Annotated in this window: 14 protein-coding genes; 8 read left to right on the forward strand and 6 right to left on the reverse strand. The window is 44.3% G+C overall.

The window, feature by feature from the left end; translation table 11 throughout:
• Together BN587_RS12150 and gatB are read left to right on the forward strand one after the other, a co-directional pair.
• Window positions 1–529, forward strand: a 529-nt coding sequence (locus BN587_RS12150; protein ID WP_044484968.1) for an amidase family protein, incomplete at its 5' end; no start/stop codon positions are given.
• Window positions 529–1,971, forward strand: a complete 1,443-nt coding sequence (gene gatB / locus BN587_RS11080) for an Asp-tRNA(Asn)/Glu-tRNA(Gln) amidotransferase subunit GatB (RefSeq protein ID WP_009145483.1) — start codon at window positions 529–531, stop codon at window positions 1,969–1,971. The genes BN587_RS12150 and gatB, both read left to right, overlap by 1 nt.
• 111 nt (window positions 1,972–2,082) lie before the next feature.
• On the opposite strand, the gene BN587_RS11085 is transcribed toward gatB, so the two are convergent.
• Together BN587_RS11085 and BN587_RS11090 are read right to left on the reverse strand one after the other, a co-directional pair.
• Window positions 2,083–2,964: a hypothetical protein gene (locus BN587_RS11085; protein ID WP_021721211.1), complete on the reverse strand. Its 882-nt coding sequence runs from the start codon at window positions 2,962–2,964 to the stop codon at window positions 2,083–2,085.
• A gap of 176 nt (window positions 2,965–3,140) precedes the next feature.
• Window positions 3,141–4,247 carry a hypothetical protein gene (locus BN587_RS11090; RefSeq protein WP_021721212.1) on the reverse strand — a complete coding sequence of 369 codons (1,107 nt, stop codon included), beginning with the start codon at window positions 4,245–4,247 and terminating at the stop codon, window positions 3,141–3,143.
• A 291-nt stretch (window positions 4,248–4,538) separates the two neighbouring features.
• Between BN587_RS11090 and BN587_RS11095 the strand changes: the two genes are divergently transcribed.
• The 4 genes from BN587_RS11095 (at window position 4,539) to BN587_RS11110 (ending at window position 7,311) form a co-directional block, all read left to right on the forward strand.
• A complete protein-coding gene (locus tag BN587_RS11095; protein WP_021721213.1) occupies window positions 4,539–5,153 on the forward strand; it encodes a hypothetical protein in 615 nt (204 codons plus the stop codon).
• Complete coding sequence (locus BN587_RS11100; RefSeq protein ID WP_021721214.1) at window positions 5,134–5,364, forward strand: DUF6718 family protein; 231 nt, start codon at window positions 5,134–5,136, stop codon at window positions 5,362–5,364. The genes BN587_RS11095 and BN587_RS11100 overlap by 20 nt, the downstream gene beginning before the upstream one ends.
• 149 nt (window positions 5,365–5,513) lie before the next feature.
• On the forward strand, window positions 5,514–6,749 hold the full coding sequence (locus BN587_RS11105; RefSeq protein WP_021721215.1) for an ATP-binding protein: 1,236 nt from the start codon (window positions 5,514–5,516) through the stop codon (window positions 6,747–6,749).
• Between the two features lie 52 nt (window positions 6,750–6,801).
• A complete protein-coding gene (locus tag BN587_RS11110; protein ID WP_021721216.1) occupies window positions 6,802–7,311 on the forward strand; it encodes a flavin reductase family protein in 510 nt (169 codons plus the stop codon).
• A gap of 67 nt (window positions 7,312–7,378) precedes the next feature.
• Here BN587_RS11110 and BN587_RS11605 read toward each other — a convergent pair whose 3' ends face one another.
• From BN587_RS11605 to BN587_RS11125, 3 genes are all read right to left on the reverse strand, one after another.
• Window positions 7,379–8,050, reverse strand: coding sequence for a TetR/AcrR family transcriptional regulator (locus BN587_RS11605; RefSeq protein WP_021721217.1), 672 nt, complete (start codon window positions 8,048–8,050; stop codon window positions 7,379–7,381).
• Between the two features lie 532 nt (window positions 8,051–8,582).
• The gene (locus BN587_RS11120; RefSeq protein ID WP_021721218.1) at window positions 8,583–9,458 is read right to left on the reverse strand and encodes a phosphoribosylaminoimidazolesuccinocarboxamide synthase; all 876 of its coding nucleotides are present in this window, start codon (window positions 9,456–9,458) and stop codon (window positions 8,583–8,585) included.
• Between the two features lie 154 nt (window positions 9,459–9,612).
• Entirely contained in the window at window positions 9,613–10,449 is an 837-nt protein-coding gene (locus BN587_RS11125) for a PHP domain-containing protein (protein ID WP_021721219.1), read from the reverse strand.
• 339 nt (window positions 10,450–10,788) lie between these two features.
• Here BN587_RS11125 and sstT point away from each other — a divergent pair, with 339 nt between their 5' ends.
• Complete coding sequence (sstT, locus tag BN587_RS11130; RefSeq protein WP_021721220.1) at window positions 10,789–12,045, forward strand: serine/threonine transporter SstT; 1,257 nt, start codon at window positions 10,789–10,791, stop codon at window positions 12,043–12,045.
• A gap of 82 nt (window positions 12,046–12,127) precedes the next feature.
• Here the strand turns inward: sstT and BN587_RS11135 are convergent, their stop codons facing one another.
• Window positions 12,128–12,577, reverse strand: a complete 450-nt coding sequence (locus tag BN587_RS11135; protein ID WP_009145490.1) for an Hsp20/alpha crystallin family protein — start codon at window positions 12,575–12,577, stop codon at window positions 12,128–12,130.
• A 983-nt stretch (window positions 12,578–13,560) separates the two neighbouring features.
• On the opposite strand from BN587_RS11135, the gene BN587_RS11140 reads away from it, so the two are divergent.
• Complete coding sequence (locus BN587_RS11140) at window positions 13,561–14,946, forward strand: S-layer homology domain-containing protein (RefSeq protein WP_021721221.1); 1,386 nt, start codon at window positions 13,561–13,563, stop codon at window positions 14,944–14,946.
• The last annotated feature ends 57 nt before the right edge of the window (window positions 14,947–15,003 follow it).

Here is a 15,003-nt window from a genome sequence, read left to right on the forward strand (position 1 = left end):
TGCTGAAGCTTCCGCTAACCTGGCACGCTTCGACGGCGTCCGCTACGGTTACCGCAATGTAGATGCAACCTCCGCACCGGAAATGACCACCATGAGCCGTACCGAAGGCTTCGGTCAGGAAGTACGCCGCCGCATTATGCTGGGCACCTACGTACTGAGCAGCGGTTACTATGATGCATACTACAACAAGGCTATGCAGGTTCGTACCCTCATCCGCCGCGACTTTGAAGCTGCGTTTGAAAAATGCGACGTGCTGCTGACTCCGACCTCTCCGGTTCCTGCTTACGGCATTAACGACAAGATGGATCCGCTGACCATGTACATGCTGGACGTAACCACTATTCCGGTTAACATGGCTGGTCTGCCGGGTATTTCCATTCCTTGCGGCTTTGCTGATGACGGCATGCCTATCGGTATGCAGCTGATCGGCAAGGTTCTGGACGAAGCAACCATTCTGCGTGCTGCTTATACCTTTGAACAGGCAACCGAATATCATAAAGTATTCGCACCGCTGGGAGGTAACAAATAATGACTAAATATATTACCGTTATCGGCCTGGAAGTTCATGCCGAGCTGAAAACAAAAACTAAAGCATTCTGCAGCTGCTCCACTGCCTTCGGCAGCCTGCCTAACACCCATGTATGCCCGGTTTGCCTGGGTATGCCAGGTGCACTGCCTGTGCTGAACAAGCAGGTTGTTGATTTCGCTATCAAAGCAGGCCTGGCGCTGAACTGCGATATCCAGAAATACAACAAATTTGATCGTAAAAACTACTTCTATCCTGACCTGTCCAAGAACTATCAGATTTCCCAATTTGATAAGCCTATCTGCCTGGGCGGTCACATTGATATCGTTGTAGACGGCGAGCATAAACGCATCGGCGTTACCCGTATCCACATGGAAGAGGATGCAGGCAAGCTGAACCACAGCGGCGCAACCATCAGCACCTCCGACTCCTCCGCAGTTGACTACAACCGTGCAGGCGTACCGCTGATTGAGATTGTATCCGAGCCGGATATGCGCAGTGCTGCCGAAGCTCGTGCTTACATGGAAAATCTGAAAGCAATTCTGGAATATACCGATGTCTGCGACTGCAAAATGCAGGAAGGCAGCCTGCGCTGCGACGCTAACATCTCCATCATGCCCGAAGGCGCTAAGGAATTCGGTACCCGTGCCGAAATCAAAAACCTGAACTCCTTCCGTGCTCTGGAGCGCGCTATCAACTATGAAGTTGAACGCCAAAAAGAGGTTCTGGAGGACGGCGGCCACGTTGTTCAGGAAACCCGTACCTGGGATGAAGCTAACGGCGTAACCCTGTCCATGCGTTCCAAGGAAGAAGCACATGACTATCGTTACTTCCCTGAGCCTGACCTCGTTCCGGTACAGCTGGACGATGCCTGGATTGAGCGTATCCGTGAAACTCTGCCGGAGCTGCCGGCTCAACGTCAGGCACGCCTGATGAGCGAGCATGGTTTGCCGGAATATGACGCTTCCCAGATCGTTTCCACCAAGGCTATGGCTGAATACTTTGATGAAGCAGTTAAGACCGCTAAGGACAGCAAAGCAGTTTCCAACTGGCTGCTGGGCGATGTATCTGCTTACATGAACAACGAAGGCATTACCATTGCTGACTTCAAGGTAACCCCTGCACATCTGGCAGAGCTGGTTAACCTGATTAAAGACGGCGTGCTGTCCAGCAAGCTGGCTAAAAAGGTATTTGCTGAAATGCTCAAAGAGGACGAGGCTCCGAAGGCTCTCGTTAAGAAGCTCGGTCTGGAGCAGGTTAGTGATGAAGGCGCTATCCTCAAGCTGGTTGAAGAAACCATCGCTGAGAACCCGCAATCCGTTGCTGACTATAAAGCCGGTAAGGATAAGGCTATCGGCTTCCTCGTTGGCCAGATTATGAAAAAATCTCGCGGCAAGGCTAACCCGGGCATGGTTACTAAAATGCTCAAAGAAAAAATGCAATAAGGCATACATATCCTAGCAATATCTGCGTGGATTAAAAGCATAAAAATCAGCACCTTGCTTTGACGTAAATTTTACGTTTGAGCGAGGTGCTTTTTACTGCTCAATATTAATTTATTGGTTGTTGTTGCGAAACAATTTCCAGTAAAATAAAAGTGTACGATAATTATGTTCGTGGTCTATACCAATGACAAAGAAGTTTAAGGTGATTTCACTCTGTCCGGCTACGCATATACTAATCCTTTCATTATTATCATGGTTGATGCAAATAATTGGTTTATAAGCTTCAATTTTTTCGATTTGCTTCCAGGATATTGTTCGTGGTATCTTTAGCGGCTCAAGAAAGTGCCATCTGATTTTATAATTTTGCTGCAAGCCGTTTTTATCAATACTAAAAATAGGCGTATGCTTTTTTATGGACATTTTAGCAAAATACATATGACGGATATCACAGATTGTCAAACCGGCACCTATTAAAAAGTGAGGAACAGCAAAAAGTATGCCATAGTATAAAAAATAAATGGCAATAAACATGAATACCGCAGCAAATATTAGGTTGAAATAATCGCTTAAATTACAATTGTAGAAGTAATTTTGACGAAAATCGCTCTGTAAAAAATATTTACTGTCATTATAATTATGCTTAAGGATAAATGCGTTGGCTGTTGCTTCTTCATTAGCGTTACGGCTTTTGGTAACAACTATAAAACTATCGCCTTGAGCAGCAGTGTTTATTATGCGTAAATCGTAGGATGCTTGCATGAAAATTTGTCTGAAGCTGTTAAAGGCTTCTATACTGTTAACATGGACAGGGGTTATAGCAAAGCAAATTTTTTCAGGTGTAATGCCACCTCTTTGCATTGAATTTACAAAATTTTGGATGTCTGTGGTATTGTTGGCAACAATAATGTCATGGGGAATGAAAAGTTTGTTGTCTTCGCCAAGTATAACGATGATACTTTGAGTTTCTTCTATTTTTATACCGCCGTAGAGCATGAGGGCACCTTCTTTGCTTTAGATGATATAAGTATAGCATTTCTTTATAGTGATATAAAGTTACCTATAAGATATACAGACAAGTTTTTTTGCATATCAAAATCTGCCCGGCCTAATGTTTTAAGGCTCCCCGTCTGAACGGAAACGTTCAGGAGGGGAGCCTTTTTATCTTTAGCTTACTGATTAAATCTGATAGACTTGGCAGATTTTACTACTGCAGCCTTCTGCCGTTTGGCATCATCAAACGGATATTGATAGTCAAAGGAAATAAATTTGCCATCCCTAACGAAGATATAATCCATTTCCGTAGAACTGGACAAATCAAAGCTTACATTCAAGCAATTTTCACCGCCAATAGTGATAAATTGAGCTTTGATATTGTCAAGCTTGTATTTAGGATTTTCTTTTTGCCTTGCTTCTACTTTCTTTTGTATGCGTGCAGCTTCTTTAGCAGCAAGTGTTTCTTTATCTTTATCGCTAAGGTTAGCAAAAGAATTAGGATAAAAGCTTAACTCTGCTTTATCAGTAATGTTTACAATCATGGGGCTGACGAAAAAATAACCATTAGAATAGGCGAATGTGTGATGGGGATCATTTTTTATAGGCATTAGTATACAGTTAGCTGGCGTAGTAAAGGATGCAGGATAATCTTTTAGAGTTTTTGTGGTAAAAGGACGTCTGTAAATATCATCGCTTAGAGGAGTAATTTTAACGGATTGGATTATTTTAGGGAGAAATAATTTTTCGTCAATAGGATAGATAAATCTATTTCCCACGTAGCTAAATTTATAAGTACCATTTGGTGTAATGATTATGTAATCATCAAAAATAGCTAGTTCTTTCTCAGGTAAGTAGTATGAAAAACGCATTGCCGGGTATTTGGCAATGGAGAGCTGTTCTTTGAGCAGAATCTTATAGCCTTTCGCTTCCAGGTTAGCTAGCTTTTCGTAAAAAAACTTGGTGTTCAGCTTTTTTAAATCTTTAGCTTTAAGGATAAACGGGCGACAATCAACGAGAAAAACTCTTCCATCGCCGCGAAAAGAGTATAGGATATTTTTGTTTTTACTTTGATATTCTTTGTAATCTTTTTCAGGTACTGCAAAACTAAAGCCATATTCTTCGTTTTTATATTGCTGCATACTGATATTCGTCTTATCAGGGTTAATGTGGTATAGGTCTAAAATTTGTATCTTTTCTTTCTCGGTAGCAGATTCTTCTGCTTGGGCGATGCCGTTTAGAGCAACACAGGCCAAAAGAGCTACGGCTAAAAATTTTTTGAGCATGGTTAAGACCTCCTTGGATATTCCTGACTAAAGTATAGCACTTCTTTATCGTGATATAAAGCTAGCCATAGAATATACGGACAATTTTTTGCGCAAAGCAAGTTGCCCGGCTTAAATTTTTAAGGCTCCCCGTCTGAACGGAAACGTTCAGGAGGGGAGCCTTTTTAGATATTATCGGATTTCCTGTTTATTAGTGTAATGCAAATGAGTATAGCATATAATATTGTAACAGAAGTTTTTCTTGAGCTTTAACATGCTTTTCTATATAATAGCTATAAGGAGTGTTGCGATATGAATAACAATATTTTGGAATTAAATGGCTTATCTATTGAAATTCTGCAGAGATTATCTTTTAAAAGTCATTTGCCACTATCGTTAAATCGTACATTGCGTCATTTTGATAAGACAGAGCTTATAAAAGAACTGACTGACATGACTAATTGGCTTGATGAGCAAACCCTTTTGGCTGATGTTGCGCTTGACTATAGAATAAAAAGTTTAGAATCAATCGTAGGAAAATATAATCGTTATTATCCTAATAAACCGGTCAAGCAGGTATTTAATGATGTTCTGGGTTTTAGGGCCTTCTGCGATGCATATAAGGAAATTTTAGATTTTGACAAAGAGTTATTTCATATAGCCGATATGTCTCATGGAAAAATGGATGATGATGGTTATAGAGGAGTACATGTTTACTTTCAGATTGATAATAGCTTTTATCCAATAGAGATTCAGTTTAATACGTTATATGACAGACAGATTAACAACTGGCTGCATGATTATCTTTATAAAAAGAATTTTCCGAATACTGTTGGTTGTATAATGAGAAAAAAATATGAGAATGGATTGATAAAGACAGATATTGAATTTGAGGAGGTTTTGCGTGATGTGTTATCTGGTTGCTAAGGATACAGCAAAACATGGTTGTTATGCGTTGAAAACTATGCATGGAAAGCATTTGGTAGAATTAAAAAGATTTTTAAATGAGCTTGTTGCTGCCAAAGGCATTCAGTTAGTGACAATTAGCAGACCTACAGCTTTTGGCGAGTATGCACCCTATCATTTTGCACAGAATGAGGAGGAATTTGTTTCTCTCGTCAAAGCGATGCGAGCATAGTATTTTTAAGGCTCCCCCGTCTGAACAGTAACGTTCAGGAGGGGAGCCTTTTTAGATGCTGCCTTGCTTACTGATGCAGAAATTTCAACAACTTCATTGGTGATATGTTATAATTTAGATAACAGTTTGTTACAAGGATGGTGAGCAACGTGAATTATCAAATTGAAGATGTTTTTAGTCCGCGTTCTTTTCCTCAAAATACATATATTTCCCGTAAGCTTGATGATGAAGAAACTGTTGATGACAGATTAAGACGTGCGCTGGCGATGAAGGGAAACCTGATTTTTGTTTCCGGTGCATCTAAATCCGGCAAAACAGTGCTTTGTCATAAGGCCATAGCTGCTGAAAGCTACATTGCACTCAGCGGTAACCAAATAAGCACTAAAGCAGATTTTTGGAACCATATTGCGGAGCAGCTGCCGCTGTCAGACGCAGTTGTAACGACAACCGGCGGGCAGGATACTGCTGCTAAAACAGGGCAGGCGCAATTTGCTGTTAATTTTGGTGTAGCTAATATGGGAGTAAGCATCAATAAAACTAATGGTTCTGCCTTTAATCAGCAGCTGGCAATGACCAACAACAGAACAGAGCGCCAGATAATCCAGTATCTGATTGATAATGATAAGGTATTGGTAATCGACGATTTTCATTATGTAGCGCGAGAGATGCAGATGTATATTGCACGTACCTTGAAAACAGAGCTTTTTAACGGTTTGAAGGCGGTAATCATTTCCTTACCGCATCGAAGTGATGAAGCAATTATCTGCAATCCTGATTTAATTGGCAGAACTACCTCGATTGAAATTTTGCCGTGGACTGCAGCCGAGCTAAAGGCTATTGCTGTCAAGGGCTTTGAGCTGTTGGGCATGCCGATAGGCGAGGCCGAAGAAAATCTTTTGGCGCAGGAAAGCATTACTTCGCCACAGCTGATGCAGGAAAATTGCTTTCAGCTGGCCTTTGCAGCAATGCAGAAAAAGCAGCCTATCAGCCTGGAGCTGGTGCATTTTGCCTTTAAGCAGACAGCACGAAATTACGCACATTATGAGCGCCTGGTCAAGGCGATTGTACAGGGACCAGTGCGGGGGATTGGCAGACGTAAGCTTTATGCGCTTGCACAGGGCAGTGTGGATATTTATCATTTGCTGTTGTTGGCGTTTAAGGCGGATCCGCCTGTTACCGAGCTGAGTATGGTTACCTTGAAGGAGAGAATCAAAGGCTTATTGCTTAGCAAAGAGCTGCTTTCCAGTACGATTATTTCTGCAACCATCAACAAAATTATTAAAATTGTTGAAGCGACAATGCCTGACCTGGATGCGCTGGAATATAAAGCGCAGTGTCTGTATATTTTAGATCCGTTTTTGTTGTTTTATTTGAGGTGGAAGTAGCTTGCGCAAACGCTGTATAATATTCTTGTAAAGCAAATGAGGAGGTTTTGTTATGACTATGAAAAAAATCAACGCCTTTGAGCAGGGCGAAGCAATTTTAAAAACTCTGTCTAAGGGTGCCTTTCTGACTACTGCTGCCGACGGCAAGCAGAACACGATGACGATCGGCTGGGGCAGCCTGGGCTTTAAGTGGGGACAGCCTACCTTCACCGTTATGGTGCGCCAAAGCCGTTATACCAAGGAGCTGATTGACGCTAACCCGGAATTTACCGTCAGCTTCCCGGTTAACGAGGGCTTTGCGCCGGCACTTGGTCTGTGCGGTAGCAAGTCCGGCCGTAATCTGGACAAGTTTGCAGCTGCAGGCTTAACTACGGAAACAGGCGAGACCGTCAGCGTTCCTGTTATCAAGGGCTGCGGCCTGCACCTGGAATGCAAAATCGTGGAGCATTACACCATGGCGGAGGACAAGTTCGACAAGGAACTGGGTGAAAAATGGTATGCCAACAAGGATTGGCACACCTGCTACACCGGTATCATTACTGCCGCTTATGTAGAGGAATAACAGGCGAAAAGCTATAACAAATGTAAAAGCAGCTGCCGCTTAGCGGCAGCTGCTTTTACTATGCGCGTCAACGTGCGTTGCCGCGCAAAAAGTGGTCGGTAATTATTCTTGCTGCTTCCTCGTCCGTCATATCGGCAGCAATATCATCACTTTGGTTAAAGATGCTCATAGCTACACCAAAGAAAACAAATTTGGTGGTAATCTCTGGTACAGTATCCTCCTTCAGCAGGTTGTCCTGCATTGCCTTAGTAATCAGCTGAGCTAAAATATCATATTCATCATGCAGGATTTTGTGGTAACGCAGGATGCGTTCGCTCGTTTCCTCGCTCACTTTCACAGAGTTGTAGCGTGGGATAACCTTAAAATCGTCACCGTCAGGCTCAACCCTGCAGCCATTGGTGCCACCGAGCATTTCAAAGCAGATAATCTGCCACAGAGTACTGTTGGCAATATAAAAATGCACCATTACCTCAAAATATTTTTTGAGCTTTTCCTCAAAGCTGTCTACGCTGTTGACAGCCTGGTGCAGCTTTTCTAAAAAAGGCGCATTTTTATCGGCAACCAGCTTGTAGAAAAGGTGCTCCTTATTGCCGAAGTATTTATAGACAGTTCCTTTGCCTACGTCAGCCAGGGCTATTATTTCATCGAGCGTAGCCTTTTCATAGCCATGCTGCGAAAAAACCTCTTCCGCTGCCTGCAAAATCCTTATATCCTTAGGTAATGACGTGTCTATTGCCACTATGAAACCTCCAACTATCCTAAATAGGAAATTTTTTCGTACATTTATTACATTAATTATACCTTTTTATGCAGATAATTGCTAGTGAAGTTTACATGTTTTATCAGCCGGAATTTTACTTTTCGTGACAAAATAAAAAACCCGCTCGCCGCGGGCGTTTTTATTTCGCGTAACTGCTGTCCGGCCCCTCAGCCGTCAGTGCTTTGTGCTTTTAGCATTTCCAAAAGTCCCCTCAATTGGCCGCTTCCACGAACCACCTTCTCTGTTTTTACGGTGGTGATGCGTTACGCGATTAAGCACTATTTTATTTACGGATTCTCTTACACTAATGTATTGTATCTGCAGTGATCGGAGAAACAAAAAACAACAACGGAAACAGACAGCTTGCGCTGTTCCAACTCCGTTGTTGTTTATGGTGAAATTATACAACCAATGTCCATGGTTGTAAACAATTTTTTTGTAAAGAGCGTTAAATTTTTCCTGAGCCTGTTGCTACTGCAACAAAAGTTACAGTTTTAAAGCATTTTCAGAATTAAAAGTCAAACTTTTGACCTGTCAGCAGTTCATATGCTTCGATGTATTTGCCGATGGTTTTGTCGATAACATCCTGCGGTAGCTCGTAGCCTGCATCCGGGTTAGCGCTCAGCCAATCGCGGACAAACTGTTTGTCATAGGAGGGCTGGCCTTGGCCAACCTTGTAGCCTTCCAGCGGCCAGAAGCGGGAGCAGTCCGGGGTAATCATTTCGTCACCCAGTACAACCTCACCGTTTTCATCCAGACCAAATTCAAATTTGGTGTCGGCAATGATAATGCCACGCTCCAGAGCATAGGCAGCACATTTTTTGTAGATAGCGATAGTGTAGTCACGCAGCTTCAGAGCATATTCTTTGCCACGGCCCGGATACAGTTTTTCCAGGATTTCGATGCTTTGCTCTACGCTGATGTTTTCGTCATGGTCACCGATTTCAGCCTTGGTGCTGGGGGTGAAGATAGGCTCAGCCAGCTTTTGGGATTCCTGCAGGCCTTCGGGCAGCTTAATGCCGCAGATTTCGCCGGTTTTCTTGTAGCTTTCCCAACCGCTGCCGGTGATGTAGCCGCGAACGATGCATTCGATAGGCAGCATGTTCAGCTTTTTGCATTTCATGCTGTTGCCGGTGAATTCGGGTTTCTGGAAGAATTCGGGCATATCCTTGGTATCAACGGAAATCATATGGTTAGGAACGATGTCTTTGGTCAGATCGAACCAGAATTTGGAAATCTGAGTCAGCACAGTGCCTTTTTTCACAATCATGTTTTTCAGAATATGGTCAAATGCGGAAATACGGTCAGTGGCAACCATAATAATGCTGTCACCAACATCATACATCTCACGAACCTTGCCGGATTTAAACGGTTTGTACTCTTGCATTTTAATGCCTCCTAAAAATTTCTCAACAAGTAAATACAGGCTCAGTGCCGGAATTTCTTGTCAGTGTTAACTTTGTTATATTTTATGGTAATATCATAGCACAGTCCAACGAAAAAGTCGAACGTTTTTCGTGCTTTAACAAATATTTTTCGGATTATTTTACATCTTGCGGCAAAAGGCCGTCTAAGCGCAGCATATCGGCAGTGACCAAAGGCTGTCCCAAACGTCTCCCCGGCACAAATGTACCATGGCAGTCGCTGCCGCCGCTGATAAGCAGACCGTGCTTTTGACAATGCTGCAACAGGCGCTGTGTTCCTTCTTCCGAATGGTTTGAGTGGTAGCATTCAAAGCCGTCGAATTTCTCCGTCCGCAGGATGTCGAGCACACGCTCCAATCCGGGCCCGTGAAAGCCACTGGCGGCATGCGCGCACAGCGCTGCGCCGCCAGCGGCGTGAATTGCTGTGATTACCTCGCTGATGGCAGGAAACTCTGGAAAGCCCAGGTCATGCTCCGGCGTAAAGATGCGCTGAAAGAAATCGCCCACGCCGGTGCACAGTCCTTTGTCAATCAAATAGGCGAGGGCACGCCAGCCGCCGCGGCGTCTGTCATAGGTATAACGAGCGAACTCCGCTTCATCGACAGGCCAGCCGTCGCGCGCCAGCAGATGAATGCTGTCCACATCCTTTTGCTCTAACAGTGCTTCGTTATGCTGCATCAGTTCCAGCAGCTGTTTATTATGGATATCAATGCCATAGCCCAGAATATGAAACGACAAAGCCTCCTTCGTGGAGCAGATTTCCGCCGCCGGCAGCAGTGTAATGCCTGCTGCCGCTGCCAACGTCATAGTTTCTGCAACGTTGGCTACGCTGTCGTGGTCCGTTACGGCAATCAGCCCCAGCTGTTGCTTTTGCGCTTCGGCAATCAGCTCCGGCGGAGTCCAGGTGCCGTCTGAGGCCGTTGTATGTATATGTAAATCAGCTCTTACCGCCATGTAAGCAGCTCCCTTCTATAATATTATAGCTTTTTTGTGCAGTAAAAATGTATTTTGTATACTTATAGCATAGTTTATCTTGAACAGTGTGTCAACTGCCGGTGATTATATTCTCTCATTGCACAATAGTACGTGAGACTTTTTTACAGTCTGCATAATTTTGTAACAAGCTTAACACTTATTTACATTTTAAGGATGTTAGTCCCTTTTATGAGTACGGATAAATTACGTGTCTACTCTACAAATACATTACTCATTGTAGACTTGACATTATTTAGCTTATGATATATACTATGAACATCGTTATATACGGGAGTATAAATTTAGGGGGAGTTCATTATGTTTAGAAAATTTGCTGCGATTATCAATGAAGTCGCACTCATCAAGCAAATTGCCGTTGGTCTTGTCATCGGCATTCTGCTGGCACTTTATGTACCGAAAGCGGTACCTGTTGTTACCATCTTCGGTGACCTGTTTGTAAAAGCATTAAAGGGCGTTGCTCCGGTGCTGGTTTTCTTCTTGGTTATGAACGCTATGGCCAAAAAGAAAAGCGGCGGCGAAGCAAACATGAAGCCTATTATCGGCTTATATGTTATCGGCACATTCTTTGCATCCTTAGTTGGTGTAAGCCTGTCCTTCCTGGCACCTACCACTCTGCACCTGCAGGTTGCGGATGCTAAGCTCAACCCGCCCAGCGGCATCGTTGAGGTTCTGCATAACCTGATTCTGAGTGTTGTAGATAACCCGATTGCTGCTTTGCTGAACGCTAACTACATCGGCATTCTGGCATGGGCTGTAGTATTCGGTATTGCTATGAACCTGGCTGCCAACGAAACTACCAAAAATGCTTTGGATGATGTTGCTAAGGCAATCACCCTGGTTGTTAAATGGGTTATCCATTTCGCTCCTCTGGGCATCATGGGCCTGGTGGCAACCTCTATCAGCGACAGCGGTCTGTCCGCAATTTCCAGCTATGTACACCTGCTGGCAGTGCTCATCAGCTCCTACTTCCTGGTAGCGCTGGTTATGAACCCGTTGATTGTTTACTTCAACATCCGCCGCAATCCGTATCCGCTGGTTTGGGCAACCATCCGCGAATCCGGCGTGTACGCTTTCTTTACCCGCAGCTCCGCTGCTAACATTCCGGTTAACATGGCTCTGTGCAAACGTCTAGGCCTGAATCCTGATACCTACGCAATTTCCATTCCGTTAGGCGCAACCATCAACATGGCCGGTGCTTCCATCACAATTTCCGTACTGGCGCTGGCTGCTGCCAATACTTTGGGCATTCATGTTGATATGCCGACAGCTCTCTTGCTGTGCATCGTTTCTACCGTTGGTGCCTGCGGTGCTTCCGGTGTTGCCGGCGGCTCTCTGCTGCTGATTCCGGTTGCCTGCGCTTCCTTTGGTATCAGCAATGATATCGCTATGCAGGTTGTTGGCGTTGGCTTCATCATCTCCGTACTGGAGGATGCTTGCGAAACTGCGCTCAACAGCTCCAGTGACGTTCTCTTTACCGCAACTGCCGAATTTGCAGAGCGCGCTAAGGAAGGCACTCTGAAGTCCGAAGACCTGGTTCCGAGAAACAACATTTAATTTAACATAACAACAAAACGGCCGCCGAAGCATGTGCTCCGGCGGCTGTTTCATTTTGAAAGGATGATGTGGTTTTTATGTATTAGCCTTCAATGGCAATATATTTTTTGTCTTCGACTTTTTTAGGCTCAACCTTAGGAATAGTAACCTTCAGGATACCGTCTTCGAATTTAGCTTTGATATCCTCCTGGGTAACTGCTTCGCCGACATAGAAGGTTCTTGCACATTGACCGCTGTAACGTTCACGGCGGATATAAACGCCTTTATCGTTCTTTTCGTCCTTGTCGAGGCCTTTAGCGGCGGTAATGGTCAGATAACCGTTTTCCAGTTTGGCGCTGACGTCCTCTTTTTTGAATCCCGGCAGGTCGATATCCATTTCATAAGCTGTATCCGATTCCTTGATATCGGTTTTCATAACGTTCTGAGCATGTTTGCCGTACAACGGATTACGATGACCAAAGAACTCTTTTTCAAACGGGAAATCCATTAAATCATCAAATAAGCTTTCACCAAATACACTAGGCATCATCATAAGTCATTCCTCCAGTTTTATTGCGCTTGTTGTAGTCATTTTAATGTTGATGCAGCAAGTATTGATTTGATTTGCCAACGCGGGATTTGTGCTTTGCGGGTGCTGCCCTTGTAGCTCCTGTAGCTCATTTCCTTTGTTGATTATGTTATACCACTATTTGTTAGCACTGTCAAGCATTGAGTGCTAATTTCTGACGATTTCACAGAAATTACAAAAAGTGGGGGTGTAGGGCCCCCCTTTCGCCTCACTACGTTCGGCACATTACAGATGGAAAAGCAGTAATAAAGAGCCTCTCCTTGGGGAGAGGTGCCGAGCTTGTCGAGGCGGAGAGGGGATATTCTGAAAATAATGCTATTCGTAAGCATAACGGTTGCAAGCAAATAATCTTTGTGTACGAATTTTCTTCAATCTAAATTCAAATGTAAGCCTATAAACTGCAGTCCCCTCTCAGTCGCCATAGCGGGCGCCAGCTCTCCCCGAGGAGAGCCTCATCTTTCTTTATTAAAGTCTCATCTGCTTGCGGCCCCCCTTCCGCCAGCTCGCAACCCCCTTCCGCCTCACTACGTTCGGCACCTTCCCCAAGGGGCAGGCAAGACTAATAGCTTTCCATTAACCTTCATTAGCACGTTCTTGCTTCCCCCTCGGGGGAACTGTCGCGTTAGCGACTAAAGGGGGAAATGTGAGAGCAGATAAGAAATTTGCTAGAAGTATAACCCAAAATCTCTAAAATTTTCTCCAAATTTCCCCAAAATTTCCCCTCATCCTACCCGAATTTGCCATTTCGGGTAGGGACAAGTTACTAAAAATTCGATATACTACAGCCAGAAGCAAAGGAAAAACAATTAATCCTTCTTGCTTTTCCGACTTTACCGAACGGAGCGAGCAATGCAAAAACCAAAATGAAACAAGGCAAATTTTGGCAACAGGCAGCGCAAGCCTCCGCAAGGTAAAAAAATACTTTACTTAAAGAGGAGGAATTTCCCATGAAAAAATCTTTAGTACTCGCAATGGCAATGGCTCTTGGCGTAACCGCATCCGCTTACGCTGCTAACCCCTTCAGCGACGTTCCTGCCGGCCACTGGGCATATGACAGCATCAGCAAGCTGGCAGCTGCAGGTGTAATCGATGGTTATGGTGACGGCACCTTCGGCGGCGATAAGCTGATGACTCGCTATGAAATGGCACAAATCGTTGCTAGAGCAATGGCAAAGGGCGCTAATGTTGACAAGCTGGCAGCAGAATTTGCTGACGAGCTGGACAGCCTGGGCGTGCGCGTAGCTAACCTGGAGAAAAAGGCTGACAATGTAAAAATTACCGGTGAAGTTCGCTTCCGTTATGTTGACCAAGACGGTGCAATGTCAAGAAGGACTTTAGACAGAGGTTACAGAGTTTTGGGCAATGATTCCAACCATGTGGCAGATATCCGTTCCCGCATCTGGATTAACGGTATGATTAATGATGACTGGACCTACACCGGCATGCTGCAGAATGTTCAGAACCTGAATAATAATGCCGGTGATGAAAATACAAGCTTCCAACGCGCTTATGTAGACGGCAAGCTGGGCGGCATGGCAGTACGTGCAGGCCGTTATAACCTGGTAATTGCTGACGGCAATATCTATGATACCCGTGCTGATGGTCTGGAGCTGTCTTATGGCAACAAGGTTAAGGTAAAAGGCTTTGCAGGCAAGGCAACTGATGATATTACTGTAGTACCGTTTATGATAAATGATGGCATTAATACTGAAACTGGTGATATTACTAATGGCGGCAAGTATTGGGGCTTGGCAGTAGAAGGCGAGTTGGCTAAGGGCTTGAAGGCTACTGCCGGCTACACTCAATTCAAAGATATGGGAACCGGCTCTGTTGCATTTGACAATGGTAACTTTGACAAAACTGATATTGACAACGGCATCTGGCATGCAGGCTTGAGCTATGATATGGGGCATTTCAATCTGTCCGCTATGTATCTGAAGGGTGATTTGTCTGCTGACAAATCTAATAATATTGGTAACATCGATATTAACAACGCTATTGATCAATATCTTGATGATGACGGCTTCGTTATCGGCCTGTCCTATAAGGGTGCTAAGGCTGAGGATGCAGGCAGCTGGGGCGCATGGGCTAAATACTATGACCAAGGCGCACAAACCTATGTTGCACACACCACCGATGCTAACACCTTTGGCATGACCGGTTTCAAGGGCTTCGGCGTAGGCGCTAACTACACCCTCGCTAAAAACATCGTAGCTAATGTTGCATACTACAACACCGAATCCAAGCTGTTGAAAGAGCTTCCTGGTATTGCTGCTGATTTTGATCGCACCAAAGACCATCGCTTCTGGACTGACGTAACCTTCACTTTCTAATAAACCTTCATACAAAAACTTCCTAAAATCGGCAGCGCCAGCGCTGTCGGCAGAGAA

The organism is Phascolarctobacterium succinatutens CAG:287 (genome assembly GCF_000434895.1).
GTDB classification, from domain to species: Bacteria; Bacillota; Negativicutes; order Acidaminococcales; family Acidaminococcaceae; genus Phascolarctobacterium_A; species Phascolarctobacterium_A succinatutens_A.

Coding starts and splice junctions, on each gene's coding strand:
- gatB (WP_009145483.1), top strand. CDS start 529: ATGACTAAATATATTACCGTTATCGGCCTGGAAGTTCATGCCGAGCTG.
- BN587_RS11085 (WP_021721211.1), bottom strand. CDS start 2,964: ATGCTCTACGGCGGTATAAAAATAGAAGAAACTCAAAGTATCATCGTT.
- BN587_RS11090 (WP_021721212.1), bottom strand. CDS start 4,247: ATGCTCAAAAAATTTTTAGCCGTAGCTCTTTTGGCCTGTGTTGCTCTA.
- BN587_RS11095 (WP_021721213.1), top strand. CDS start 4,539: ATGAATAACAATATTTTGGAATTAAATGGCTTATCTATTGAAATTCTG.
- BN587_RS11100 (WP_021721214.1), top strand. CDS start 5,134: ATGTGTTATCTGGTTGCTAAGGATACAGCAAAACATGGTTGTTATGCG.
- BN587_RS11110 (WP_021721216.1), top strand. CDS start 6,802: ATGACTATGAAAAAAATCAACGCCTTTGAGCAGGGCGAAGCAATTTTA.
- BN587_RS11120 (WP_021721218.1), bottom strand. CDS start 9,458: ATGCAAGAGTACAAACCGTTTAAATCCGGCAAGGTTCGTGAGATGTAT.
- BN587_RS11125 (WP_021721219.1), bottom strand. CDS start 10,449: ATGGCGGTAAGAGCTGATTTACATATACATACAACGGCCTCAGACGGC.
- sstT (WP_021721220.1), top strand. CDS start 10,789: ATGTTTAGAAAATTTGCTGCGATTATCAATGAAGTCGCACTCATCAAG.
- BN587_RS11135 (WP_009145490.1), bottom strand. CDS start 12,577: ATGATGATGCCTAGTGTATTTGGTGAAAGCTTATTTGATGATTTAATG.
- BN587_RS11140 (WP_021721221.1), top strand. CDS start 13,561: ATGAAAAAATCTTTAGTACTCGCAATGGCAATGGCTCTTGGCGTAACC.